Here is a 24,421-nt window from a genome sequence, read left to right on the forward strand (position 1 = left end):
CCTGCGAAACGTTCAAGACTCTACCGTGAGGACCCCTCACGGGAGAAGTTGGGCGGATCCCGCCCGGTATGGGAGCGGGCAGGCAGGTGTGTGATGACCCCGGGATCATTCCCGGGGCCCCGGCGGGAGGGCGCCTACCCGGCCGCCGGTTTGGTGGCCGCGGCGGAAGATTCCGCGGACTCGGCCTCGGGGTCCACCGGGGGCGCACCCACCGCGTGGTAGCCGCCGTCCACGTGGACCATCTCCCCCGTGGTGGAGGGGAGCCAGTCCGACAGGAGGGCACATGCCGTCCGGGCCACCATGTCGTGGCTGTCCTTCGCGCTCCAGCCCAGCGGCGCCTGGCGGCCCCAGCCCTGCTCCAGCGCCTTGAAGCCCGGGATGCCCTTGGCGGCGATGGTGGCCAGCGGGCCCGCCGCCAGCGCGTTGACGCGGATGCCCTTGGGGCCCAGGTCTCGTGCCAGGTAGCGCACCGTGGCCTCCAGGGCCGCCTTGCACACGCCCATCCAGTCGTAGATGGGCCAGGCGATGCGGTTGTCGAAGTCCAGCGTGACGATGGAGCCGCCCTGCGTCATCAGGGGCAGGCAGGCCACCGCCAGCTCCTTGAGGGAGAAGGCGGAGATGCGGAACGCCGTCTGCACGCTCTCCCAGGGGGTGTTGAGGAAGTTGCCGCCCAGCGCGTCCTCGGGGGCGTAGGCGATGGAGTGCAGCACGCCGTCCACCCGGTCCCACCGCTGGCGCAGCGACTCCGTCAACGCCGTGAAGTGGGCGGGGTTGGTGACGTCCAGTTCCAGCACCTCCAGGCCGGGCTTGAGCCGCTTCGCGCTCCGGTCGGTCAGGGACTTGGCCCGGCCGAACCCGGTCAGGAGGATATCGGCGCCCTGTGCGAGCGCGTGCTCGGCGATGCCGTAGGCGAGGGACTGGGGTGTCAGCACCCCGGTGATGAGTAGCTTCTTGCCCTGGAGCAGCATGTGAGGCGGCCTCGTCGGAAGGGAGTGAGGGAAGCGCGCTGTCTACCACTGCTGCCCGCTGAACCGGGTGAAGTTGCGCTCACGTGGCGCATGAATCCACCTGTTCCCCTTTGAGCGGTCCGTCCCCCGGGCGGCCTGGGGAGCTTAACAAGATACGGCGAAAAAACCCCATCGGGGCGCCCTTCCCAGTAAAAGACGACACCGCCATGGCGAATTTCCAGGACACGTTCCTTTCCGGCGCCAACATCGACTTCATCGAAGGGCTCTACGCCCGCTACCTCGAGGACCCCGCCAGCGTGGATGCGAGCTGGCGCGAGGTGTTCGAGCGCAATGATGGCGCCGGCCGACCCATCTTCAGCACGAAGCTGCTGGAGGCGACCGCGGCCCCGGTGGCCCCCGCCCCCGGCAAGGCGAATGGCAAGGCCGCCGCCCAGATGGCCCAGGCCGTCGCGCAGGTCCCCGCGCCCACCCCGCCCGCCCAGGACATCCTGGAGCTGCAGGCGAAGGTGGACCAGACGATTACCGCCTTCCGCCTGCGCGGCCACCTGCGCGCGAAGCTGGACCCGCTGGACCGGCCGCGCCCGCCGCTGGAGCACGTGGCGGACGTGGGCATGGTGGACGACGGCCACTTCTCCGCGCGCGAGCGCGAGCAGGTGGTGGACTGCAACAACGTCTTCCCCGAGCAGCGCGTGCGCCTGGGTGAGCTGCTGGGGCGGCTGCACCGCACGTACACCGGCAGCATCGGCGTGGAGTTCATGCAGATGCTCGACAGCGGCCGCCGCCGCTGGCTGATGCAGCGCATGGAGCACAGCGAGAACCGCACCGGGTTCTCCGTGGAGGACCAGCGCCACATCCTCACCCAGCTCTCCTACGCGGAGGGCTTCGAGCACTTCCTCCACACGAAGTACGTGGGCGCCAAGCGCTTCAGCCTCGACGGTGGCGAGTCCCTCATCCCCATGCTGGACGCCATCGCCGAGGTGGGCAGCGGCATGGGCCTGAAGGAAATCGTCATCGGCATGGCCCACCGCGGCCGCCTCAACGTGCTGACGAACATCCTGGGCAAGAAGCCGGACCAGATTTTCAGCGAGTTCGACGGCCCCAAGGACCCCAAGGCCTACCTGGGCCGCGGCGACGTGAAGTACCACATGGGCTTCTCGTCGGACCGCGCCACGCGCCAGGGCAAGAGCGTGCACCTGTCGCTGGCCTTCAACCCCAGCCACCTGGAGGCCGTCAATCCGGTGGTGGAGGGCCGCGTGCGCGCCAAGCAGGACCGCGGCGGTGACACCGAGCGCACCGGCGTCATGCCCCTGCTCATCCACGGCGACGCCGCCTTCATCGGCCAGGGCGTGGTGGCGGAGACGCTCAACCTCTCCGGCCTCAAGGGCTACACCACCGGCGGCACCGTCCACGTCGTCATCAACAACCAGGTCGGCTTCACCACCGACCCGCACGACTCGCGCTCCTCCATCTACGCCACCGCCATCGCGCAGATCCTGGACATCCCCATCTTCCACGTGAATGGGGACGACCCGGAGGCCTGCGTCCACGTGGCGCGCCTGGTGGCCGAGTACCGGCAGACCTTCAAGAGCGACGTCGTCATCGACCTCATCTGCTACCGCCGCTACGGCCACAACGAGGGCGACGAGCCCTCGTTCACCCAGCCGGCGATGTACGACATCATCCGCAAGCACCCCACGGTGCGCACGCTCTACGCGGCGAAGCTGGCGGAGCAGAACCGGATTCCCGCGGAGGAGTCCGAGGCCATCAAGCAGCGCTGCCAGCAGGAGTTCGACGCGGCGCTCACCCGCGCGCGGCAGGAGAGCCAGTTCAAGGAGCCCAGCGCGCTGGAGGGCCTGTGGAAGCCGTACAAGGGCGGCTCGCTGAAGAGCGCCCCGCAGGTGTCCACGGGCGTGGACGCGGAGAAGCTGCGTGACGCCCTGAAGAAGCTCTCCACGCTGCCGGAGGGCTTCAACATCCACCGCGACGTGGAGCGCACCGTCATCAAGAAGCGCCTGGGCATGCTGGAGAGCGGCGAGCTCCAGTGGAGCGAGGGCGAGTCGCTGGCCTACGCCACCCTGCTGTCCGAGGGCTACAGCGTCCGCATCACCGGCCAGGACAGCGAGCGCGGCACCTTCAGCCACCGCCACGCGGTGCTGCACGACACGCAGACGGGCGAGGAGTACGCGCCCCTGCGCCAGTTCGTCACCGGCAAGGGCGGCTTCCACATCTACAACAGCGCCCTGTCGGAAATGGGCGTGCTCGGCTTCGAGTACGGCTACAGCCTGGACGTGCCGGACGGCCTGACGGCGTGGGAGGCCCAGTTCGGTGACTTCGCCAACGGCGCGCAAATCATCATCGACCAGTTCATCGCGGCCGCGGAGAGCAAGTGGCGCCGCCTGAGCGGCATCACCCTGCTGCTGCCGCACGGCTACGAGGGCCAGGGCCCCGAGCACTCCAGCGCGAGGCTGGAGCGCTTCCTGGACCTGTGCGCCGAGGACAACATCCAGGTCTGCTACCCGACGACGCCGGCGCAGATCTTCCACCTGCTGCGCCGCCAGGTGCTGCGCCCCGTGCGCAAGCCGCTGGTCATCATGTCGCCCAAGAGCCTGCTGCGCCGGCCGGAGGCCACCAGCAAGCTGGAGGAGCTGGCCACGGGCACGTTCCAGGAGGTCATCCTGGACAAGGTCGCGCCCGCGGGCGTCACGCGGCTCATCCTGTGCAGCGGCAAGGTGTACTACGACCTGGTCAAGGCCCGGGACGAGCGCAAGGACGACAGCATCGCCATCGTCCGGCTGGAGCAGCTCTACCCGTTCCCCTTCGACGAGCTGGCAGGCCTCGTCGCGAAGATGCCGAAGCTCGCGGAGCTCCTCTGGGTGCAGGAGGAGCCGCGCAACGCGGGCGGCTGGCACTTCATGTTCCCCCGCCTGCACGACCTGGCGTCCACGCGCTCGCAGCAGCCGGTGAAGATCGGCTACATCGGGCGCGCGGAAGCCGCCAGCCCTGCCACCGGCTTCCCCAAGACTCACGAATACGAGCAGCAGCTCATCATCGAGGAAGCCATCTTCCGAGGGACCAAGAATGGCCGTTGAACTGAAAGTGCCCCCCCTGGGCGAGTCCATCACCGAGGCCGTCGTCGGAAAGTGGAACAAGAAGATGGGTGACGCGGTCTCCGCCGACGAGCCTCTCGTCGTGCTGGAGACGGACAAGGTCACCATCGACGTGCCCGCTCCCACCGCCGGCTCCCTGGCCAGCATCTCCTTCAAGGAGGGCGACAAGGTCCGCGTGGGCGAGGTGCTGGGCCTCATCGAGGCCGGTGCCGGCGCCGCCGCCGCGAAGCCCGCGGCCGCCGCCGCGCCCGCCCCGGCGCCCGCTCCCGCCGCCGCCGCTCCGGCCGAGGCCGGCGTGGACGCGCGCATGACGCCCACCGCGCGCAAGGTGGCCGAGGAGAACCGGGTGGACCTCTCCCTGGTGAAGGGCACCGGCGCCGGTGGCCGCATCACCAAGGAGGACGTGCTCGGTCAGCTCAACCGTCCGGCCGCTCCCGCCCCCGTCCAGGCGCCCGCCGCCCCGGCGGTGCCCGCGGGCCCGCGCCCCAACGCCGCGCGCGAGGAGCGCGTGCGCATGACGCCGCTGCGCAAGCGCGTGGCCGAGCGCCTCATCCAGGCGCAGTCCACCGCCGCCATGCTCACCACCTTCAACGAGGTGGACATGGGCGAGGTGATGGCCCTGCGCAAGAAGTACAACGAGAAGTTCCAGACGAAGCACGGCGTGAAGCTGGGCTTCATGAGCTTCTTCATCCGCGCGTCCGTCGAGGCCCTCAAGGCCTTCCCGCAAATCAACGCGGAGATTGACGGCGAGGACGTCATCTTCAAGCACTACTACGACATCGGCGTGGCCGTGAGCGGCAGCCGCGGCCTGGTGGTGCCGGTGGTGCGCAACGCGGACAAGCTGGGCCTGGCGGACCTGGAGAAGACCGTGGGTGACTACGGCACCCGCGCCCGCAACGACAAGCTGGGCCTGGCGGACCTGCAGGGCGGCACGTTCACGATTACGAACGGCGGCATCTTCGGCTCCATGCTGTCCACGCCCATCCTCAACCCGCCGCAGACGGGCATCCTGGGCATGCACAACATCGTCGAGCGCCCCGTGGTGCGCGACGGCCAGATTGTCATCCGGCCCATCATGTACCTGGCCCTCACGTACGACCACCGGCTGGTGGACGGCCGCGAGGCCGTGCAGTTCCTCGTGCGCGTGAAGGAGTGCATCGAGGACCCCGAGCGGCTGCTGCTCGAGGTCTGACGCGCCACGGCGTCACCCAGACTGACGACTCCCGGGCTCATCACAACCCGGGAATTCCGGGCGGCCGGCTGGACTTCCAGCCGGCCGTTTCACTACAAATGGTGCGTCTCCCGGTAGTCGGGGGGCGGGAAGAACAGGCGGCGTCCACGATGCCGCCCCGTCAGACTGAGGAAGTGCAATGGCAACTGGTACCGTGAAGTGGTTCAACGACGCGAAGGGCTTCGGCTTCATCACCCAGGACGGCGGTGGTGAGGACGTGTTCTGCCACCACTCGGCCATCAACATGGATGGCTTCCGCACGCTGGCCGAGGGCCAGAAGGTGGAGTTCGAGGTCACCCGTGGCCCCAAGGGCCTGCAGGCGCAGAACGTCCGCGCCCTGGGGTAACGCGTCCGTCCGCCACTCCTCACGGACTGGCAGATGAAACAGAGGCCCGGCCCCCACTCCAGGGACCGGGCCTCTTGCTTTCCAGGCGGTGGCCTGAAGGGCGCGAGCGGCTACAAGTTGCGCTTGAAGTGGTCCATGACGCGCTCCCACTGGCGCTCGGTGACGACGGGGTCGGGCACCATGTGCGTCAGGCCGCTGAGGGGCAGCAGCTCATGCGGCTTGCCGGCGCGGAAGAGCGCGTCCGACAGCTTCAGCGTGTGGAAGAAGTACACGTTGTCGTCGGCGGTGCCGTGGATGAGCAGCAGCTTGCCCATGGGCTTGTCCTGCTTCGCGTACGTCAGGAGGGAGCTCTTCTCGTACGCCTCGGGGCGCTCCTGGGGCAGGCCGAGGTAGCGCTCGGTGTAGTGGGTGTCGTAGTCGAGCCAGTCCACCACCGGGGCGCCGGCCACCGCGGCCTTGAAGACGTCCGGGCGCTTGAGGACGGCCAGCGCGGCCATGTAGCCGCCGAAGCTCCAGCCCTCGATGCCCACGCGGTTGAGGTCGATTTCGGGCAGCTCCTTCGCCAGCTCCTGGATGGCGGCGGCCTGGTCCTCAATCGTCACGCCGGCGAAGTCGTACTTCACCGCGCGCTCCCAGGCGGCGTCACGCAGCGGGGTGCCGCGCCCGTCGAACTTCACGACGATGAAGCCCTGGTCCGCCATCCACTGCGCCATCAGGTGGGCGGCCATGTTCTGGTAGACGACGGTGGTGGTGGGGCCGCCGTACACCTCGACGATGACGGGCAGCTTCTGGCCCTTCTTGAAGTCGCGCGGGCGGGTGATGGAGGCCCAGAACTTCCGCGGGCCCACCTGGCGCACCTCGGTGTTGGGCGTGAAGGGCGGCTCCTGGGCGATTTCCGGCAGCTCGCCCAGGCGGGTGCCGTCGGAGCGATGCACGGAGACCTTCGTCATCGACTTCGGGCCCGAGGTGTTGAACACCACCAGCCCGCCGTGCTTGGAGACGAGGCCGCCCTCGGTGGCGGGGCCGGTGCCGCCGAGGGACAGCTTCTCCGGGGCGCCGCCGTCCTTCACGCGCCACAGGTAGCTCTCGGTGGGGTTGGGGCCGCCGTTGAAGTAGAGCGTGCGCTCCTTCTGGACGAAGCCCGCCACCATGCGGAAGCCCGCGTCCGGCTTCACCACGCTGCGCTCCAGGGAGCCGTCCGCCTTGCGCAGCTCCACCTCGGGGCCGCCGTTGCGCTCGGTGTACCAGAGGAAGCCGCTGCCATCCTCCAGCCACAGCGGGAAGGCCTGCTCCAGGTTGAGCCAGGCGTCGTCCTTCTCCGTCAGCAGCTCGCGCGTCTTGCCGGTGCGCGGGTCCACCGCGAGGAGCTTCTCCTCCGTCTGGGTGCGGTTCTGCACCAGGATGGTGAGCGGGCCGCCCTTGGGCCACACGACGGTGGCGAGGTACGGGTACTTCTCCGCGTCCCAGGCCACCCACGTCGTCTTCCCGCCCGCCGCGGGGATGACGCCCAGGCGCACCTTCGCGTTGGCCTTGCCCGGGCGCGGGTACGGGAACTCCTCGCCGCCCCGCTCGGGGTGCATGACGTCGACGATGGTGAGCTTCTCCACCTCGGAGGTGTCGGACTCCGTGTAGGCGAAGGACTTCGCGTCCGGGCTCCACCAGTAGCCGGAGAAGCGGCTCATCTCCTCCTGGGCCACGAACTCGGCCAGGCCGTGCGTCTTCGTCGCGGTGCCGCCCCGGGTGACGCGCTGCTCCTGATTGGCGGCGACGTCGATGCGGTAGACGTCGTGCTCGCGCACGTAGCCCACCTGCTTGCCGTCCGGGGAGAACTTCGGGTCCAGCGTGCCGGGGCCCGTCTTCAGCTCCGTCACCTTGCCCGAGGCGCGCTCCACCACGTAGAGGCGGCCGGACAAGGGCACCAGGAGGCGGGTGCCGTCCTCGGAAATCTGGAAGCCGGTGAAGCCCCTGGCGCTGACGCGCATGCGCTCACGGCGGGCCTTCTCCTCGGGGGTGAGCGTCTCCTCGGCGCCCTTGAGGATGGCCTCGGGGGTGAGCAGCTCCTTCGCCTGCCCGGACTCCACGTCGAAGGCGTACAGCATCTGGACGTTGGAGGTGGGGGTGGTGCGGAGGAAGAGGACGGACTTCTCGTCGGGGGTGATGCGCACGCCCACGGGGCGGCCGCTCATGAAGCGGCGCGTCTCCGAGTACTGGCGCAGGAAGGTGTCTGGCTTGCGCTGCGTCTGGGACATGGGTGGGGGCTTCAGCTCCTGGGCGAATGCGGGGGCGCTCATGAGGATGAGCGCGGCGGTGAGGACCTGGCGCATGCGTAGTCGAATACCCGCTGGGGGCGGGTCTCCTTTCACTGAAAGGTGCGGGGAAGCCTACACTCGGCCGCCACGCGGCCCGAGCAAACGCCGGGCGGGCGGGAGGATTCCCGAGGACATGGATATGGAAGACGACTCCCCGAGCCACCTGCGGCTGGCCGGGGTCATCCGGCTGGGACTGGGCGGCGGGCGCGGCCCGGCGGACGCGTATGTCTTCGACCCGCACCGGCTCGCCCTGCCCTCCTGGGCCTTCGCGCTCGGAGCGTCCGGGCCCCCCGCCCTGCTGGTGACGCTGGACCGGCACCTGGACACGGTGGTGCCCCAGCGGCTGGAGGCGGTACCGGACCGCTCGGCGGGGCTGAAGGCCCTGGACGAGCACGCGCGCTGGGCGCTGGACGTGCGCAACTACGACCACATCCTCGCGGCCATGGAGGCGGGGCTGGTGGGAGACGCGCTGCTGGTGGCGCGGGCCCGGCCGCGAGGCGCCTTCGCGGGCGACACCTACGTGGACACGCGGGGCCGGCCGCACCGGCTGGTGGTGGTGTCCACGGTGGACCGGGCCGCCGAGGCGTGGAGCCACCCCGCCCCGGGTGACGCGGTGCGGGACGTGCTGGACGCCGCGCCCCGGGTGCTGCTGGACGTGGACCTGGACTGCTTCACGTCGCTGAGCGACGCGGACCCGACGACGGTGCTGCCGTGGCCCCGGAGCATCATCCGCGAGTTCCTGCTGCCGGAGGGCTCGGAGCCCTTCTGGGACGCGGTGCTGCGGAAGACGGTGGCGCTGACGCTGGCGCGCGAGCCGCACCACTGCGGTGGGCTGCTGGCCTCCGGGGAGCTGTTCCGCGACGTGGCGGAGGTGCTGTTCCGCGAGCTGCTGCGCACCGAGCCGCCGTGAGCGCGGGAGCGGCTACAGCGGCGAGTCGAGGAAGCCGGGCCGCAAGTCCGTGAGCTGCCCGCCGGCGAGCGAGAAGCGGCTGCCCACGGGCGGCCGGGTGTCGTTGAGCACGTAGCCGAAGTCGAAGCGGAACGGGACGACGTTGAACTGGGGGAAGAGCACCCGCAGGCCCACGCCCACCGAGTGCACCATTTCCGGCCTGTCATCAAAGGCGCTGCCCGAGTCGAAGAAGAGCACCCCGCCCACGTGCACCGTGCGCACGACGAGCGGCGCGGTGCGGTACTCCACATTCACCAGCAGCAGCCGCTTGCCGGAGTACGCGTCCACGCGCGCGCCGCGCAGCCCGTTGCCCCCGCCCAGCAGGGTGACACGGTCGAACAGGTCGTCGATGTTCACGTCCAGCAGCCCACGCGCCACGAAGCGCCCCCCGAGCACCTTGGGGGACACCTGCACCAGCTCCGTCGCCCAGCGCCGGTTCGTCCACTCCGCGCCCTCCCCCAGCTGCCGGCGGATGGAGGCCGCGGCGGACACGGTGGTGAGCGTATCGCCCGGCCCCAGCCGGTAGCGCCCGGCCACGCCCGCCTCCGTGAAGTGGGAGTCCAAGCCGAACACAGGGGGCGCATAGCGCAGCGTGGCCGACACCGAGTGCCCCATCTGGAAGTCCTCGGAGAGCGCGTACGAGTCCACGTCGCGCATCACCTCGTAGCGGGCCTCGAAGGCGCGCAAGGACAGGGAGACGTAGCCCGCGTCCTCGGCGCGCGGCAGGTAGTTCTCGCGGAACCAGTCCTCCTGCTCCGGGCTCAGCAGGGACGCGGCGGGCGGGTCATAGGCGTAGTGGTACGCGCCCAGCGTGCCGCCCACGTTCCACTTGTAGCGCAGGCCGTACGAGCGCGTGTACGAGACGCCGCCGGCCAGCTCCTCCGTCTCGTAGACGTAGGGCACCGGCGCCCCGTCCGGGAAGGGCAGCTGCCAGATGTCCGCGCCGCGGTAGACGCGGTTGGTCTCCACGTTCCAGGCCACGGAGGTGCTGGTGCTCCACGGCGTGGACAGCGAGTACAGGGGGCGGCTGACGGAGAGGCTTCCGCGTGAGCCCTCGGGCCTGCCGCTCTCGCGGCCGATGATGAGCGCGGCGGACTCGCTGAAGGACCAGCGGCTGCCCATGACACGCGGGTCCGTGTAGCTCTGGCCAAGGCTGAGCGTGTCCAGGCGCAGCGTGAAGTCCACCGCCACCTTCTTCCCCCGTCCGAGGAAGTTCTGCTCCGTGCCCTGCAACCGCAGGTACTGAAGGAGCGAGCCCACCGCGGAGAAGTCGCTGTTGAGCCGCAGTGACCAGAGGTCCTTGGTGACGGCCAGCAGCGCCACGGTGCCGGGGGTGCGTCCCTTCACGGGGACGAGGCGGACGACGGAGAAGAGGTTCAGCCCGCGCAGGTTGCGCGCCGTCTCCTGGGCGAGCGCGTCGGAGTACGGCTGTCCGAGAGGGAGCAGCACCTCGCGGCGGACCACCTCCTCGCGGGTGCGGATGTGGAAGATGTTGAGGAAGCCCGGGTACGGGTCGCTCTCGGCCACCACGTCCTCGGTGGAGACGAGCACCTCCTCCAGCACCTTCCCCTCGGGCTCGGGCTCCACCTCGCGGCCCTGCTGCTGGAGGACCCGGGCGATGAGGGCCTCCTCGTAGTTGCCGCGCTGGGCCTCGGCCTCCTCCAGCGAGCGGGCGCCCGGGGGCACCGATGGAGGCTCCGGCCCTTCGTCCTGAGCCTGGACGCCCTGGGGCTCCGGCGCGGCCCGGGCTGGAGGCGGCAGCGCGGACGCGGGAGCCTCCGGTGGCGGAGGCGAGGCCACGGTGAGCGGTGCGACGAGCAGGGCGAGCAGCGGGAGGGGCACGGGCCCATCCTGGCACGCTCCGCGTCCTCCGCGCGGCCCACCAGCGCCCCCGTCTTCAGCTCCAGGATGCGCTCGAAGTTCGCGTCCAGGAACGAGCTGGCGCGCGGCTTCCCACGCGCCTCCTTCGGGCGCACCGTGAAGCCGGACACTCGGGAGCCCGGAGGACGCGGGAGCCTCCGGCGCCGGGGACGAGGCACGCACCCCATGCGAACAAGTGCCTGAAATGACGGCCGCGAGCTTTCGGCCGTGTCTCGTTCAGGCAACATGCCTACACGCGCCGCAACTGTGGACCGGACCGGCCGATAACGCCGGCATGAGCATCAGCGCCCCCGGCCCCCACCGTTCGCAGCCACGCACCGTCCCGCTCGCCCAGGCCGAGGGGAGGACGGCCCGTGCAACGGCGCCGGTCACCGAGGCGCGTGGCGCGGCCGGGCCGGCGTCCTCACGCTCGCCGCGGAACGGGGTGGACGCGTTCGAGACGGGGCGGGCCTCCCCCGCGAGGGACGTGTCCGCGACGCCGCGGGTCTACGAGGCCCGGCCGAACGCGCGCATCGAGGACCACCGCACCGTCACCAGCACGCTCGACGTTCCCGAGGGCGCCACGGTGGAGTCGCTCGCGCTGGACCTGGACCTCGCGCACACCTACAGGGGCGACCTGAAGGTGACGCTGACCGCGCCGTCGGGAAAGAGCGCCGTGGTGTCCGACGGGCAGGGGGGCTCGGCGGATGACCTGAAGGGCTCGTTCGACCTGTCGGCCTTCGCGGGCGAGTCCGCGAAGGGGACCTGGACGCTCACCGTCCAGGACACGGCGAAGGGGGACACCGGCACGCTGAAGCAGTGGGGCCTGAACATCATCCCGAAGAGCACGGGCCCCACCCCGCCGCCGCCTCCTCCTCCCACGGATGACCCGTTCCAGGGGCTGCGTGACGCGGCGCTGCTGAAGGCCGTGAAGGCGTCTTCCGCGGACAAGCACGTGGTCAGCTACAACGAGGCCCGGCGCCACATCTTCGAGAGCCTGGACGTGGTGAACGGCAACGTGGCCTGCGTCTACACGGGCCGCGAGATTCGCGGCGGGAAGATTCCGAAGAGCTCGGACATGAACGTGGAGCACACGTGGCCCCAGTCGAAGGGCGCCACCGGGGACGCCAAGAGCGACCTGCACCACCTCTTCCCCACCGACAGCAAGGCCAATGCCCGGCGGAGCAGCTTCCCCTTCGGCGAGGTGGTGAACGTGAAGTGGAGCCAGGGCGGAGCGAAGCTCGGCACGGACGCCCAGGGCCGCACGGTGTTCGAGCCACCCGACTCACACAAGGGCAACGTGGCGCGCGCCATGTTCTACTTCTCCGCCACCTATGGCCGCGCCATCCCGGAAGCCGAGGAGGCGGTGCTGCGGCAGTGGAACAAGCTGGACGCGGTGGACGCCGCCGAGGTGGAGCGCAACCGGCGCATCGCCAACATCCAGGGCAACGTCAACGCCTTCGTCGAGCACTCGCAGCTGGCTGACCGCATCAGCGACTTCTAGCCAGGACCTGGCGGCACCCGCCGTGGAGAGGGGCGCGCGGGCCCCGGACCCGCCGCGCCCGCTCCCTTCTGGCCGGCCGGCATCGCCCCCGCCGGGCGGAGCCCACCGTCCCACCGTCAGTTGATGATGATGTTGAAGCAGCGCGCGGAGCAGGCCTCGCTCAGCTCGTCGCACTCCCAGTCATCGTTGATGCACGCCGCGCACTCCCGCTCCAGGTCGTCGCAGGCATCCGAACAGGACAGGCCGGACGTCTGGAAGCCACACTCCCGGAGCCGCTCACACGCGTCCCCGCAGTTCGTGTTCGTGCAACCGGACGACATCACCCCGAGCCACAGCACCGCCGCGCAGAGGACCTTCATGGTCACCCCCTTCACGGCCCCCTCTACCCGCGCCCTCCACCGCCGCCCATCGCCCCCGGGACACGTCTGCCGCGCGCCAACTGTGTCAACTGCACGACCTTGTGGCGCCGGAGCCGGAATCTCGGCCCGTGCCGCACTGCGCCAACCCGGCAGGTCGCTTGGGGAGCGGCGGATTGCGGTGCTAGCATCGGCGGGCATGTTCGACCGGAGTGTCGCGTGCCTTCCCGGTCAGCGGGGGCAGACATGATTGAAAGCAACGCCCCGGCGAATGGCGCCCCCCCTGGACTGGAGGAGGATCCGCTGCTCGGCAGGGTCCTCAACGAGCGCTTCCGCATCCTGGAGACCCTCGGGGCCGGTGGCATGGGCCGCGTCTACAAGGCGATGCAGGCGCCGCTGGACCGGCTGGTCGCGCTCAAGGTGCTCAACCCCCAGTACGGCGAGGGGAAGGACCCGGGCTTCCAGAAGCGCTTCTTCCTGGAGGCCAGCGTCACCGCGAAGCTGCGCCACCCCAACACCGTCACCGTCATCGACTACGGCAAGACGGACGACGGCATCTACTACATCGCCATGGAGTACCTGGAGGGGCTGACGCTGGGCCAGCTCCTCACCCAGGCGGGCCCGCTGCCGTGGCCGCGCGCGCTCAACATCACCCAGCAGATCGCCCGCTCGCTGCGCGAGGCCCACAAGGTCGGCCTCATCCACCGCGACCTCAAGCCCGCCAACGTCATGGTCCTCAACCAGGAGACGGACCATGACGTGGTGAAGGTGCTGGACTTCGGCCTGGTGAAGTCCTTCATCGGCGACGCCGGCCCCATTCCCCAGGACACGTCGCTCACGCAGGCCGGCATCATCCTCGGCTCGCCGCAGTACATGGCGCCGGAGCAGGCGCGCAACGTCGCCGACCCGCGCAGCGACGTGTACAGCCTGGGCGTGGTGCTCTACCAGATGCTGATGGGCCGGCCGCCCTTCCTGGCCGCGCAGAGCATCGACGTCATCGTCAAGCACATCAACGAGGCCCCTCCCGCCTTCGGCGCCCTCTGGCCCAGCCACGGCGTGCCCGCCGAGGTGGAGGCGCTGGTGATGAAGTGCCTCGCCAAGGCCCCCTCCGAGCGCTACCAGTCCATGGACGACGTGCTGGAGGCCATGCGGCGCGTGGCGTCCACCGTGGGCGTCAGCGGCGTCTTCAGCGGCCCCCGGCTCACCGGCACCGGCAGCGGCCCCATCAGCGGCCCCTACGGCGCCCCCGGCTCCGGCCCCAGCACCATGGCGCTGGACATCTCCGTGGATGACGCGCCTCCGCCGCCCAACCGGCGCCCGCTGGCGTTCGCCCTCTTCGGGGGCTCGCTGCTGCTGGGCATCGGCGTGGCCGTGTTCCTGGCGCTGCGCCCGGACGCATCCCCGGCCATACAGCCCCTTCCGCCCGCCGCGGCGGCCCCGAATCCGGGGACGCGCACCGCCACCCCGCCACCGGCCGCGGCGGCCCCGGCCTCCGCTCAGCCCGGCGCCGAGGACGAGGAGCTCCTGGCGCCGCTCCATCCTCCCCAGGTCAAGCCGGTGCGGTTCCTGATCGCCAGCGAGCCGAGCGGCGCGCGCGTCACGTACCGGGGCAAGGACGTGGGAGAGACGCCCCTGAACCTGGAGGTCGCCCCGGAGGAGGAAGGGGGCCGCGCCCGCGCGCTCCTGACCTTCACCCTGGACGGCTACACCCGCGTCACCGCGACCGCCGAGGGTGAAGGTCCCGAGGCGCGCTTCACGCAGAAGCTCCAGCCCAAGAAGAAGGCGAGCCCGAAGCCCGGCAAGGCGACGGGCTCCTCGCCGTACAAGGACGACCCGTACTAGTGAAAACCCCCAGATTCCTCAAACGAGCGAGCCTGCTCGCGCTGTGTCTTTGCGCGGGCGAGGCCCTGGCGGATGCCCGTCTGGAGGCGCGCCGTCACTTCCGCGCCGGCATGAGCCTCATCGCCCAGAAGCAGTATGACCAGGGCATCGCGGAGCTCGAGGCCGCCTACGCCATCAAGCCGCACCCCAACGTCCTCTACAACATCGCCCGCGCGTACCATGACGCCGGCCGCCTGCAGGAGGCGCTGGACGCGTACAAGCGCTACCTCGCCAGCAATCCGCCGGACGCGGCCACGGTGGTCACCACCGTGGCGGTGCTGGAGGAGAAGCTGAAGGCCGCCGAGAGCGCCACCGCGGCCGCGGCGCCGGAGGACACGTCCGCGCTGCCCATGCCGCCGCCGCCCGCGAGCATCCAGGCCCAGCAGCAACTGGGCGTGCTGCTGGAGCGGCTGGAGAAGGCCATCGAGCGCGCCGAGTCCATGCCCGTGGCGAGCGCGCCCACCGTGGCCGTGCCCGTATCGACCCCGGCGGCGAGGCCCGAGGGCCCGGAGGTCTCCGGAGCGGACGAGGGCGCGGTGCCGTACGAGGAACGCGTGGTGACGGCGAGCCGCCGTGCCCAGTCCTCGCTGGAAGCGCCCAACGCCACCACCGTCATCACCGCCGAGGACATCCGCCTGTCCGGCGCCACCAGCCTGCCGGAGCTGTTGCGGCGCGTGCCGGGCGCGGACGTGATGTCCCTGGGCGTGGGCAGCGCCAACGTGTCCCTGCGCGGCTTCAACCAGCGCATCGCCAACAAGGTGCTGGTGCTGGTGGACGGCCGCACGGAGTACCAGGACTTCCTCGGCCTGACGCTCTGGTCCACCATCCCCATCGGCCTGGAGGAAATCGAGCGCATCGAGGTCATCCGCGGCCCTGGCAGCGCGCTGTACGGCGCCAACGCCATGCTGGGCGTCATCAACATCATCACCCAGGCCCCCGGCAGCGGCCCGCGCGCCCGCTTCTCCGCCACCGCCGGCACCGGCAACAGCGCGGCCGGCTCCTTCGTCAGCCACGGCAGCTCGGGCGCGCTGCGCTACCGCGCGTCTGCGGCGTACTCGCAGGCGGACAAGTGGAGCCGCGACTTCGCCAACGGCCGGCCGGACATGGAGCTGAAGGAGCCGGACCCGGACCTCGGCCTGCGCGGCGCGCGCGCCACCCTGTCCACCGTCTACACCTTCGCGGAGGGGCGCCAGGTGGGCCTGTCCGGCGGCGTGCACCGCTACACGACGGAAATCTACCCGCTGGGCACCCTGCGCAACTACTTCATGGACGGCGTCACCGCGTACGCCAAGGGCGACGCCGAGCTGGGGCCGCTCAAGCTGAAGACCTTCTGGAACCACATCTCCGGTGACGCGGGGCCGCAGTACGAGCCCATCGGCCAGCGCACGCTGGTGCGCAGCGTGAGCTCCAACCTCTTCAACGCGGAGCTGCTCTTCGCCCGCGCCTTCCAGCTCGGCGGCGAGCACCAGCTCAACGTGGGCGTGGAGGGCCGCCTCAAGCGCGTGGCCTGGGACTACCTGGGCCCGCTGCGCCAGGAGGTGCACGCCGCGGCCTTCGTCCAGGACGAGTGGCGGCTGGTGGAGCCCCTGCGGCTGGTGGCCAGCTACCGCGTGGACCGGCACCCGCTGCTGGACAACGGCCAGCCGGGCCTGGCGCACTCGCCGCGCGTGTCCGCGCTGTTCATCCCCTTCGAGGGCCAGGCCTTCCGCGCCAGCGCGGCCTCCGCCTTCCGCGAGCCCACCTTCCTGGAGAGCTACACCCGCATCCCCGTCCCGGTGCCGGGCGTCAACGGCGCCAGCGCGCTCACCACCGGCAGCACGAGCCTGCGCGCCGAGCGCCTCACCGCCTTCGAGCTGGGCTGGCGCGGCGAGTCCGCGGAGCTGGGCCTCGACTGGGACGTGGCCCTCTACCAGAACACGGTGAGGGACCTCATCGGCCTGTCCGCCGTGCAGCGGCTGCCGGCCGGCGAGTCCTATGACGAGGCCAGCGGCTCCTACCTGCTCGGCCGCTCGTTCTTCCAGAACGAGGACGCCGTCTACACCGCGCGCGGCGCGGAGGCCGGCCTCAGCATGGCCCCCGTGGACGGCCTGGGCGTGAAGGTGAGCGCCGCCTTCCAGAGCGTCACGTCGGACCGCGAGGAGAAGGCCGAGTGCGGCCCGTGCAGCCAGGCGCCCCAGCTCAAGCTGTACGGCGGCGTCACCTACCGCACGAAGGCGGACCTGGAGTTCGGCCTGGACGCGGCCTTCACCTCGTCCAGCACCTGGATTGAGCGCGAGCCCGCCGCGGCGGACCCCACCCGCATCGAACTGCTGTCCAACCCCTTGAAGGCCCACACCGTCATCAACGCGCGCGTGGGATACAAGGCCGTCCCGGACACCGTGGACGTCGCGCTGGTGGGCAGCCACCTGGGCGGCGCACACTCCCAGCACCCCTTCGGCAACCGCATCGAGCGTCGCGTGTACGCCACCCTGACGGTGACTCCATGAGCCGCCCCACCCCGACCCACAGCCGGAAGAAGATGGCCCTGGGGAGCCTCGTCCTCGCGTCCCTCCTCGGGCTCGGCTGCGAGCCGCCCACCGTGGTGCCCACCGCGGACGGCCGGCAGAACACCCGCAACGCCCGTATCGAGGGCAGCCTCGTGGTGCAGTCGCGCGCGCGGGGCAACGCGGTGGTGTTCCTCTACGACGCCGACCGCCCCCCTCCGCCGCAGGGCACCGGCCGCCCCATCTCCTTCACCGTCATCCCCGCCGAGCAGCTCTTCGGCCCGGCGCTGGGCACCGACGCGCCCGGCCCCTTCACGGCGCCGTTCACCTTCAGCCTGGTGCCCGCGGGGCGCTACCTGCTGCGGGGCTTCATCGACGCGGACACCTGTGGCGGCGCGGCGGCGCAGCCCTGCCACCGCCCGGACTTCATCCCCTGGTACGGCGTCACCAGCGAGCCCAACGCGGGTGACGTGGGTGGCGCCGCGGTGGACCCCACCACGGGCGTGCCCCTCACACTGGAAGTCACGGCGGACGCGGACGGCCAGCCCCAGCCCCTCACCGGCGTGTCCGTGAGCTTCTCGGACTCGGCCCGCGTGCCGCTGGACAGGCCCGCCTTCCAGGTGCAGGGCGACCCGACGATGGGGAGCGCGATGAAGGTGCTGCGCCTGCAGCGCCTCGCCATCCAGGACGGCGCGGTGGACCAGCGCCCCCCCGGCTTCCTCGTCAGCTACGTGGACGCGAACCGGGACGGCACCCCGGACGATGCCAACGCCGACGGCATGCCGGACTTCTCGCTGCGCGTGGTGGTGCGCAAGCTGGCCGAGGGCCTCCACAGTGTGGAAGAGAACGACCTGAACCGCGATGGTGTGCCGGATGCCACGGGTGTGGACTACATGCACGCGGATGGCACCCAGGACGGCAACCCGGACGTGGTGGTGCTCGCCGCGGGCCTGGTGCCGGACCCGCTCATCGCCGCCCTGACGGACGAGCAGGGCCAGCCGCGCATGCAGCCCGTCGTCGTCCAGGAGCTGCAGCTCGCCGTCCGTCCGCTGGCCCTGGACGCCCGGAACCCCGCCGCCCCCGCCCCGCTCCGGGAGATGCCCCGTGGCCGGTACGCCGTGGTTCTGATCCAGTCCACCGGCCAGACATGGAGGGTGCCCAATGAACTGGACCCGGCCGTCGCCCCTGGCGTAGGACTGCCTTCCGTGGAGAGTCAGGCCTTCGTCCTGGAAGTCCCGTGAAACCCGCGGCTTTGACTTCGGCCTGTCCTTCCGTCAACATGACAAAGTTTCCAGGGGAACAGCCCCACCTGAGGTTGATGATCCGATGAAGGCCGGAACCCTCTCATCTTCAGAGCCCGTAACCTCCCGCACCACGGCGGAGACGACCCGACCTCTGGGGGCGCGCCCGGCAGCGGGCACCTCGCCTCAGCGGGTGCTCCTGGTGGACGACAGCCGCTCCATCCGGACGCTGCTGAAGATCTACCTCATGGCCCGCAACTTCGAGTTCCTGGAGGCGGAGTCCGCCGAAGAGGGGCTGAAGGTGGCGGAGTCGGGGCCGGTGGACCTCATCCTCACCGACTTCCACATGGACGGGATGAACGGCGCGGACTTCGCGGCGCAGATTCGCGCCAGCATGAATCCGAAGCTGTCCAAGGTGCCCATCCTGATGATGACGGGCGACCCGAACGTGGCGGAGGTCCGCGCGCTGGGTCAGAAGGCCGGCATCAGCGCCTTCGTCCGCAAGCCGGTGAGCTGCGCGCAGCTCATGACGCTGGTGGACACCATCCTCCCGCTGCCGCGCAAGTAGCCTCAGCCTCGGGATGTCCCTCACGCCGGGTTCCGGGCCGCCACCGCGGCACGGGCCCGGCGTTCGCGTTTCAGCCCTTCCGCTCCGGTGGTGCCCTCACGCGGCGTTCCGCGCCGCCATCGCGGCACGGGCCCGGCGTTTGCGTAGCGCCTCCGCGCCGCGGATGGCGAACAGCAGCGCCAGCACCGCGCCGTAGACGAGCGGCTCGGTGAGGTCCTTCTTCACGCGCCAGACGAAGTGCACCACGCCCAGCACCGCGGCCACGTAGGCCAGCCGGTGCAGGCGCTGCCAGCGGGGGAAGCCCAGCCGGCGCACCCACCGGTTCGTCGAGGTGACGGCCAGCGGCACCAGCAGCACCAGGGCGGTGAAGCCCACGGTGATGAAGGGCCGCTTGCCGATGTCCTCGAGGATGGCGCCCAGCGCCAGCCCCTGGTCCAGCACCGCGTACACGAGGAAGTGCGACGCCGCGTACGTGAAGGCCAGGAGGCCCAGCGTGCGGCGGACGCGCGCGGGCCACGTCCACTTGGAGACGAGCCGCAGCGGCGTGCACGCCAGCGACGCCAGCAGCAGCACCAGCGCGAGGAGGCCCGTCTGGTTGAGCGCGGCTTCAATCGCGTTGGGGCCCAGGTCTCCCCGGGGGCCCTGCACGGCCAGCATCAGGAGCGGAGCAAGGCCGCCCGCGGTGAGGGCGGGGTTGAGCCAGGGGTACGGAGGCGAGGCCATGACGAGGCTCAGTAGTTCCTTCTCAGGTCCAGGCCGGCGTAGAGGTGCGCCACCTGCTCCGCGTAGCCGTTGAAGGGCAGCGTGGGGCGGCGCTCGAGCTCGCCGATGCGGCGCTCGGTGGCCTGGCTCCAGCGCGGGTGGGACACGGCGGGATTCACGTTGGCGTAGAAGCCGTACTCCTCCGGCGCGGCCAGGTTCCAGGTGGTGGGCGGCTGCTCGCGGGTGAGGGAGATGCGGACGATGGATTTGATGCCCTTGAAGCCGTACTTCCAGGGCACCACCAGCCGCAGCGGGGCGCCGTTCTGGTTGGGCAGCTGCCGCCCGTAGAGCCCCGCCGCCATCAGCGTCAGCGGGTGCATGGCCTCGTCCAGGCGCAGGCCCTCCACGTAGGGCCAGTCCAGCGTGCCGCGGCGCTGGCCGGGCATCCGCTCCGGGTCCAGCAGCGTGGTGAAGGCCACGTACCTCGCGTGGCTCGTGGGCTCCACGCGCTTGAGCAGCTCGCCCAGCGGGAAGCCCAGCCACGGAATCACCATGGACCAGGCCTCCACGCAGCGCATGCGGTAGACGCGCTCCTCCAGGGGGAACCAGGAGGTGAGCTGGTCGATGTCCACCGTCTGGGGCTTGTGGACCTCGCCGTCGATGACCACGGTCCACGGCCTGGGCTTCAGGGTGTGCGCGAAGCGGGCCGGGTCGTTCTTGTCGAGGCCGAACTCGTAGAAGTTGTTGTAGGTGGTGACGTCCTCGTAGGGCGTGCGCGGCTCGTCGGTGTCGTACGGGCCCTTCGACTTCGCCACCGGCAGGTCGACGAGGCCGGCGTCCGGGACGAAGGCATCCATGGGCCGGGTCTGCTTGCGGCCCAGGAGGTAGAGGCCCCCGGCCACGGCGGCGGCCGTCCCGGCGAAGAGGCCGGCGTTCTTGAGGAACTCGCGCCGGCGCAGGTAGAGCGCCTCGGGCGTGACTTCGGAGCTGGGAGGCTCGGCGGGCGGCTTGTCGCTCATGGCCCCTGTATAACGGCCCACCCCGCCGGACGGTTACGGGGAGGCGCCTTCCCGTTCCGGGAGCGGCCCGGCCACCGGCTCGACGGACCGCGCGGCCTCGCGGGCCCGGGCGTCCTTCATCCGCCACAGCCGCCACCAGGGCGTGCCGGGCGACTGGTGGTGCTCCCAGTGGTAGCCGAAGAAGAAGCAGGACAGCAGGGCCCACAGGTGGTTGCGCGGCAGGGTGCGCGCGTGGTGCGGCGCCATGTCCGGCGTGTCCGGGCGCCGGTGCGGCAGGTACGTGCCGAAGTAGAAGAGCTGCAGCGTCCCCAGCAGCGAGGGCAGCACCCAGACGCCGAGGATGCGCGGCTCGGACGCGCCCAGCAGGAGCAGCACGTTGAACTTGGCCGCCATGACGCCGATTTGCGGCAGCGTCGTGTAGCGCGCCATGAAGGTGACGAGCCAGGGCAGGAAGGACTGGGTCCGGGTGGAGAAGTCCGGGTCGTCGTCGCCCGTGGGGTTGGCGTGGTGGGCGCGGTGGTTGACCACCAGCCGGTGGTAGGACAGCCCCGCGAAGAGGAAGCAGGCGACCGTGCCCACCGCCTCGTTCACCCAGCGCCGGCGGGACACCGTGCCGTGCATGGCGTCATGCCCGGTGATGAAGAGGCCGGTGCACAGCCAGGCCTGGAAGGCGACGTGCAGCCAGGTGAGCGGGGAGTCCCAGGGCAGCCCGGGCACCACCAGCAGCCAGACGAGGTGCCCGCACCACGCGCCGACAATCGCCAGCGCGAGGACGAGGCCCCACGGGTCGGGCGGTGCCGGACGGGGATGGTGGGCCAGGGTCTGCATCCTCCTTGCTTACTGGGCACGCCGGGCCCGCCGCGCACGGGAAAAACGCCACGGCGGGCCGGCATGGCGACCGGTGGCTACTTCCGCACGGCGGTATCGGCCGCGGGGCCCGCGAAGCCGCGCGCCAGCTCCTCGGCGGTGACGTAGCGCGGCGCGATGTCCACCGGCACGTCCTTGAGGCGCTCCAGCACCCGCTGCACGGGAGGCCGCACCACGCCCATCTTCGCCAGCAGGGCCTCGGCCGCCTTCCGGTCCCCGCGTCCCTGAATCTCCATGAGCTGCTTCGTGAGCGAGGTGACGGACTCGCGGATCTTCTCCGGCACCACGGCGAAGGTGCCGTCCGGGTTCACCTTCACGGCGCCGGTGTCCAGGAAGTGGTTGAGCTGCAGGGCAATGCCCTTGCCGTGCGCCTCGTCGATGCCGAAGCGGATGGAGCGGAACGCGGACGCGAGGAAGGTGGTGTACATGGTCCGCTCCAGCGACTTGTCGAGCACGCCCTGGTCCACCAGCCGCTGCAGGGCCCACAGGCCGGAGATGTCCGCCTTGGCCTCCTCGAAGGCGCTGGAGGCCGCCTGGAGGGCCTGGCGCACCGTGGTCTGCTTGCCGCCGACGGTGATGTTGTGCGGCCCCAGCCCGTGCATCAGCTCGTGCATGAGGATGTGGGTGAAGAAGGCGTCGAAGGAGACGTCCTGCTGGTCCTTCGGCGTGAGCGCCAGCTTCGCGATGGGCATGAGCACGCGCTCGAACTTGGCCTCCTGCACGTTCTTGAGCATCACGCGCTTGGAGCCCATCGCCTCGGTGACGCGCTCGTCGTTGGGCAGGTTGTAGGCGGCCGTCTGCACGCCGCGGTTGGCGTCACCGGCGGAGAAGAGGCTGTTGACGACGCGGATGGGCGCGAGCGCGCCCAGCTTCGGGTTGCGCAGCTTCGGGTCGATGGGGAGGTGGTTCTCCAGGTCCTGGAGCTGGCCGCTGAACTTCGCGAGCTTCTGCGTCTCCGCGTCGTCACGCAGGCCGAGGAAGGACTCGAAGGCGGCCTTGTAGTTGAACCACTTGTCCTCGTAGACCTCGTAGGGCCCGATGGTGGGCTCGATGCTGGCGTCCAGCTTCATCCACGCCACCTCGCTGGCGTAGTAGTCGTTGGACAGGAACGCGTCCGCGCGGGCGGTGAGGAAGGCCTTGAGCGTGGGCTGCTTCGTGAGCGCGGCGGCCTCGCGCAGCAGCGTGGCGGCCTGGGCCAGCTCGCCCTGGTACTCCACGCTGTAGGGCACGGAGAGGAACTTCCCGTCCGTGCCGCGGCGGAGGGTGGTGTAGAAGCCGGTGGCCTCCTTCTGCTGGGCCTCGGGGAGCGACTTCACCCAGGCTTCGACTTCGGCCTTGGTGGCGCCGGCCGGGTAGAAGTTGGCGGACTCGGGCTGGGGCGGCACGCCGGCGATGAAGGGGCGCGCCTCGTCCAGGCTGCTCCAGGGGCCCTTGTCGAGCACGAACGCGTGCAGCCGCGCGCGGCCATCCGGAGACTCGTCCTGGAGCAGGTCGAGCAGCAGCGTCTCGTTGCCCGCCCAGCGCTGGCGCAGGAAGAGGGCGTCCATCAGCTTCGACGCCTGGACGAGCTTCGCGAGGGCACGTTTCTCGGAGTCAGGCAGCGCCTTCAGGTCCACCCGCAGCTCCACGGGGGCGAAGCGTGCCGTCATGCGCTTGAGCTCGGCGGCATCGGGGACGCGGGCGGGAGTCTTCTCCGCGGCGGAGGCGGCGCCCGACAGCAGCACCGCCCCGAGCAGGGACAGGAGGGTACGGTTCATGGCCCCTTCCCTACTCCAACGGAACGCGGCGTCCCAGCGCCGTCCGCCGGCCTGTTCACCGCATGTCAGAGGTCACGGCTAGACTCGTCTACCTCACAGGTTGTATAGGGGATGGGCTAGGTCGAGTTGCTCGCGTTCTGGGAGCGGGTGAGACAGCGAGAGCGCATCGAGGACTGGGCACCGGGCAGGGCTTTCGAGTTCCTGCTGCTGAGGGCATTCCAGCTCGAAGGCGCCAGGGTCGTCTGGCCCTATGTGAGCGCCCTCGAGCAGATCGACGGGGGCATCTACGTGGATGGACTGGCGTGTCTCGTTGAAGCGAAGGACCACGCCGAGCCCATCGGGTTCGATGCCATCGCCAGGCTTGCCTTGCGCATGCAGCGCCGACCAGCGCCCGCCTTGGGATTGCTGTTCAGCACCAGCGGCTTCACCTGGCCCGCCTTGAAGGCGGTGACGGCACACCCGATTCGCAACGTCCTGCTCTGGAATGACACGGACATCTCCCTCGCCCTGAACCACGGCATGCGCTCGGCGCTCCGGCGCAAGTGGCGTGGCGCCGTCGAGGCGGGGGCCCTGGACCATCCACTCCACAAGGAGGACTTCCGATGAAGCCCTGTATCGTGACTTCGAGTGACACCGCCGCGCTGGTCCTGGGCAGGCTGCTGGGCCCCGAGCTCGAACAAGGCGTCGAGCTGATGGATGGGCGCAACTGGGTCAACGCCGTGGCCCGCGCTCGCGCCATGGTTCGCGGAGGCTCCATCGTCGCCCTGGTGCTGGGCCCGCGCGGGAGGCGGGGCCCCGACGCGCGAGAGTGGGACAAGGCCTATGCCTATTCGCTCCTGAACCCGAGTGGTGAGCGAACGGGCCTGCCCATGCGGGTGATTCTCCTGAGGTCGGCCCCGGAGGGACTCCTCTTCCTGGAGCCGGACATCCTCCGAAGGCTCGCCGGCCGCGAACCCACCCCGGCGCATCTGGAATGGGCTCGCAGCGCTCCGCGCAGGGCGCTATCCGCCCTGCTGGGCGTGGAGCCCTCTTGTCTCGCCAGGGCATTGCGCCCCAGGTTGAAGGACGTGGACCTGACTCCCCTTGCCTCGAGGCCCCCGATTCGAAGACTGCGGAAGTTCATCCACGCGCAAATTCAACGGTCCCAGCGGCGACCATCTCGGGAGGAGCATTCCGCAAGTGAACCGCGCTGAGCACAGGGGAATCGCATCTTCACCTGCGGGAGGCGGCGGGCTTCCGCTTGGGGGGCCGAGGGGTATAGGCCCCCTTCACG

19 protein-coding genes are annotated in these 24,421 nt (G+C 70.5%); 11 read left to right on the forward strand and 8 right to left on the reverse strand.

Going from position 1 to position 24,421, the window contains the following annotated elements:
- Positions 1-134 precede the first annotated feature (134 nt).
- On the reverse strand, positions 135-968 hold the full coding sequence (gene fabI / locus K8638_RS32080; protein WP_223758496.1) for an enoyl-ACP reductase FabI: 834 nt from the start codon (positions 966-968) through the stop codon (positions 135-137).
- 206 nt (positions 969-1,174) lie between these two features.
- Between fabI and K8638_RS32085 the strand changes: the two genes are divergently transcribed.
- The 3 genes from K8638_RS32085 (at position 1,175) to K8638_RS32095 (ending at position 5,652) form a co-directional block, all read left to right on the forward strand.
- The gene (locus tag K8638_RS32085; RefSeq protein WP_223758497.1) at positions 1,175-4,057 is read left to right on the forward strand and encodes a 2-oxoglutarate dehydrogenase E1 component; all 2,883 of its coding nucleotides are present in this window, start codon (positions 1,175-1,177) and stop codon (positions 4,055-4,057) included.
- On the forward strand, positions 4,047-5,267 hold the full coding sequence (gene odhB, locus K8638_RS32090; protein WP_223758498.1) for a 2-oxoglutarate dehydrogenase complex dihydrolipoyllysine-residue succinyltransferase: 1,221 nt from the start codon (positions 4,047-4,049) through the stop codon (positions 5,265-5,267). Before K8638_RS32085 ends, odhB begins: the two co-directional genes overlap by 11 nt.
- 178 nt (positions 5,268-5,445) lie before the next feature.
- Positions 5,446-5,652, forward strand: coding sequence for a cold-shock protein (locus K8638_RS32095; protein ID WP_223758499.1), 207 nt, complete (start codon positions 5,446-5,448; stop codon positions 5,650-5,652).
- Positions 5,653-5,762: 110 nt separating this feature from the next.
- Here the strand turns inward: K8638_RS32095 and K8638_RS32100 are convergent, their stop codons facing one another.
- Positions 5,763-7,976, reverse strand: coding sequence for a S9 family peptidase (locus K8638_RS32100; protein ID WP_223758500.1), 2,214 nt, complete (start codon positions 7,974-7,976; stop codon positions 5,763-5,765).
- 118 nt (positions 7,977-8,094) lie between these two features.
- On the opposite strand from K8638_RS32100, the gene K8638_RS32105 reads away from it, so the two are divergent.
- Positions 8,095-8,871, forward strand: a complete 777-nt coding sequence (locus K8638_RS32105) for a UPF0489 family protein (protein ID WP_223758501.1) — start codon at positions 8,095-8,097, stop codon at positions 8,869-8,871.
- 12 nt (positions 8,872-8,883) lie between these two features.
- Here K8638_RS32105 and K8638_RS32110 read toward each other — a convergent pair whose 3' ends face one another.
- A complete protein-coding gene (locus tag K8638_RS32110; protein ID WP_370644161.1) occupies positions 8,884-10,752 on the reverse strand; it encodes a BamA/TamA family outer membrane protein in 1,869 nt (622 codons plus the stop codon).
- A gap of 313 nt (positions 10,753-11,065) precedes the next feature.
- Between K8638_RS32110 and K8638_RS32115 the strand changes: the two genes are divergently transcribed.
- The gene (locus K8638_RS32115) at positions 11,066-12,274 is read left to right on the forward strand and encodes an endonuclease (protein WP_223758502.1); all 1,209 of its coding nucleotides are present in this window, start codon (positions 11,066-11,068) and stop codon (positions 12,272-12,274) included.
- A gap of 116 nt (positions 12,275-12,390) precedes the next feature.
- Here the strand turns inward: K8638_RS32115 and K8638_RS32120 are convergent, their stop codons facing one another.
- Positions 12,391-12,633 carry a hypothetical protein gene (locus tag K8638_RS32120; protein WP_223758503.1) on the reverse strand — a complete coding sequence of 81 codons (243 nt, stop codon included), beginning with the start codon at positions 12,631-12,633 and terminating at the stop codon, positions 12,391-12,393.
- Between the two features lie 243 nt (positions 12,634-12,876).
- On the opposite strand from K8638_RS32120, the gene K8638_RS32125 reads away from it, so the two are divergent.
- From K8638_RS32125 to K8638_RS32140, 4 genes are all read left to right on the forward strand, one after another.
- On the forward strand, positions 12,877-14,472 hold the full coding sequence (locus tag K8638_RS32125) for a serine/threonine-protein kinase (protein ID WP_223758504.1): 1,596 nt from the start codon (positions 12,877-12,879) through the stop codon (positions 14,470-14,472).
- Positions 14,472-16,997, forward strand: coding sequence for a TonB-dependent receptor domain-containing protein (locus K8638_RS32130; protein WP_223758505.1), 2,526 nt, complete (start codon positions 14,472-14,474; stop codon positions 16,995-16,997). The genes K8638_RS32125 and K8638_RS32130 overlap by 1 nt, the downstream gene beginning before the upstream one ends.
- Positions 16,994-18,235, forward strand: a complete 1,242-nt coding sequence (locus K8638_RS32135; protein WP_223758506.1) for a hypothetical protein — start codon at positions 16,994-16,996, stop codon at positions 18,233-18,235. The genes K8638_RS32130 and K8638_RS32135 overlap by 4 nt, the downstream gene beginning before the upstream one ends.
- A gap of 202 nt (positions 18,236-18,437) precedes the next feature.
- Positions 18,438-18,803 carry a response regulator gene (locus K8638_RS32140; protein WP_370644163.1) on the forward strand — a complete coding sequence of 122 codons (366 nt, stop codon included), beginning with the start codon at positions 18,438-18,440 and terminating at the stop codon, positions 18,801-18,803.
- Positions 18,804-18,899: 96 nt separating this feature from the next.
- Here the strand turns inward: K8638_RS32140 and K8638_RS32145 are convergent, their stop codons facing one another.
- The 4 genes from K8638_RS32145 to K8638_RS32160 form a co-directional block, all read right to left on the reverse strand.
- Positions 18,900-19,526, reverse strand: coding sequence for a sulfite oxidase heme-binding subunit YedZ (locus tag K8638_RS32145; protein WP_223758508.1), 627 nt, complete (start codon positions 19,524-19,526; stop codon positions 18,900-18,902).
- An 8-nt stretch (positions 19,527-19,534) separates the two neighbouring features.
- Positions 19,535-20,524 carry a protein-methionine-sulfoxide reductase catalytic subunit MsrP gene (msrP, locus tag K8638_RS32150; protein WP_223758509.1) on the reverse strand — a complete coding sequence of 330 codons (990 nt, stop codon included), beginning with the start codon at positions 20,522-20,524 and terminating at the stop codon, positions 19,535-19,537.
- 33 nt (positions 20,525-20,557) lie between these two features.
- Positions 20,558-21,352, reverse strand: a complete 795-nt coding sequence (locus K8638_RS32155; protein ID WP_223758510.1) for a fatty acid desaturase — start codon at positions 21,350-21,352, stop codon at positions 20,558-20,560.
- Between the two features lie 77 nt (positions 21,353-21,429).
- The gene (locus tag K8638_RS32160; RefSeq protein WP_223758511.1) at positions 21,430-23,148 is read right to left on the reverse strand and encodes a hypothetical protein; all 1,719 of its coding nucleotides are present in this window, start codon (positions 23,146-23,148) and stop codon (positions 21,430-21,432) included.
- A 147-nt stretch (positions 23,149-23,295) separates the two neighbouring features.
- Here K8638_RS32160 and K8638_RS32165 point away from each other — a divergent pair, with 147 nt between their 5' ends.
- Positions 23,296-23,754 carry a restriction endonuclease gene (locus tag K8638_RS32165; protein WP_223758512.1) on the forward strand — a complete coding sequence of 153 codons (459 nt, stop codon included), beginning with the start codon at positions 23,296-23,298 and terminating at the stop codon, positions 23,752-23,754.
- Entirely contained in the window at positions 23,751-24,341 is a 591-nt protein-coding gene (locus K8638_RS32170) for a hypothetical protein (RefSeq protein ID WP_223758513.1), read from the forward strand. Before K8638_RS32165 ends, K8638_RS32170 begins: the two co-directional genes overlap by 4 nt.
- The last annotated feature ends 80 nt before the right edge of the window (positions 24,342-24,421 follow it).

Source organism: Myxococcus sp. RHSTA-1-4 (assembly GCF_020037125.1).
Taxonomy (GTDB): Bacteria; Myxococcota; Myxococcia; order Myxococcales; family Myxococcaceae; genus Myxococcus.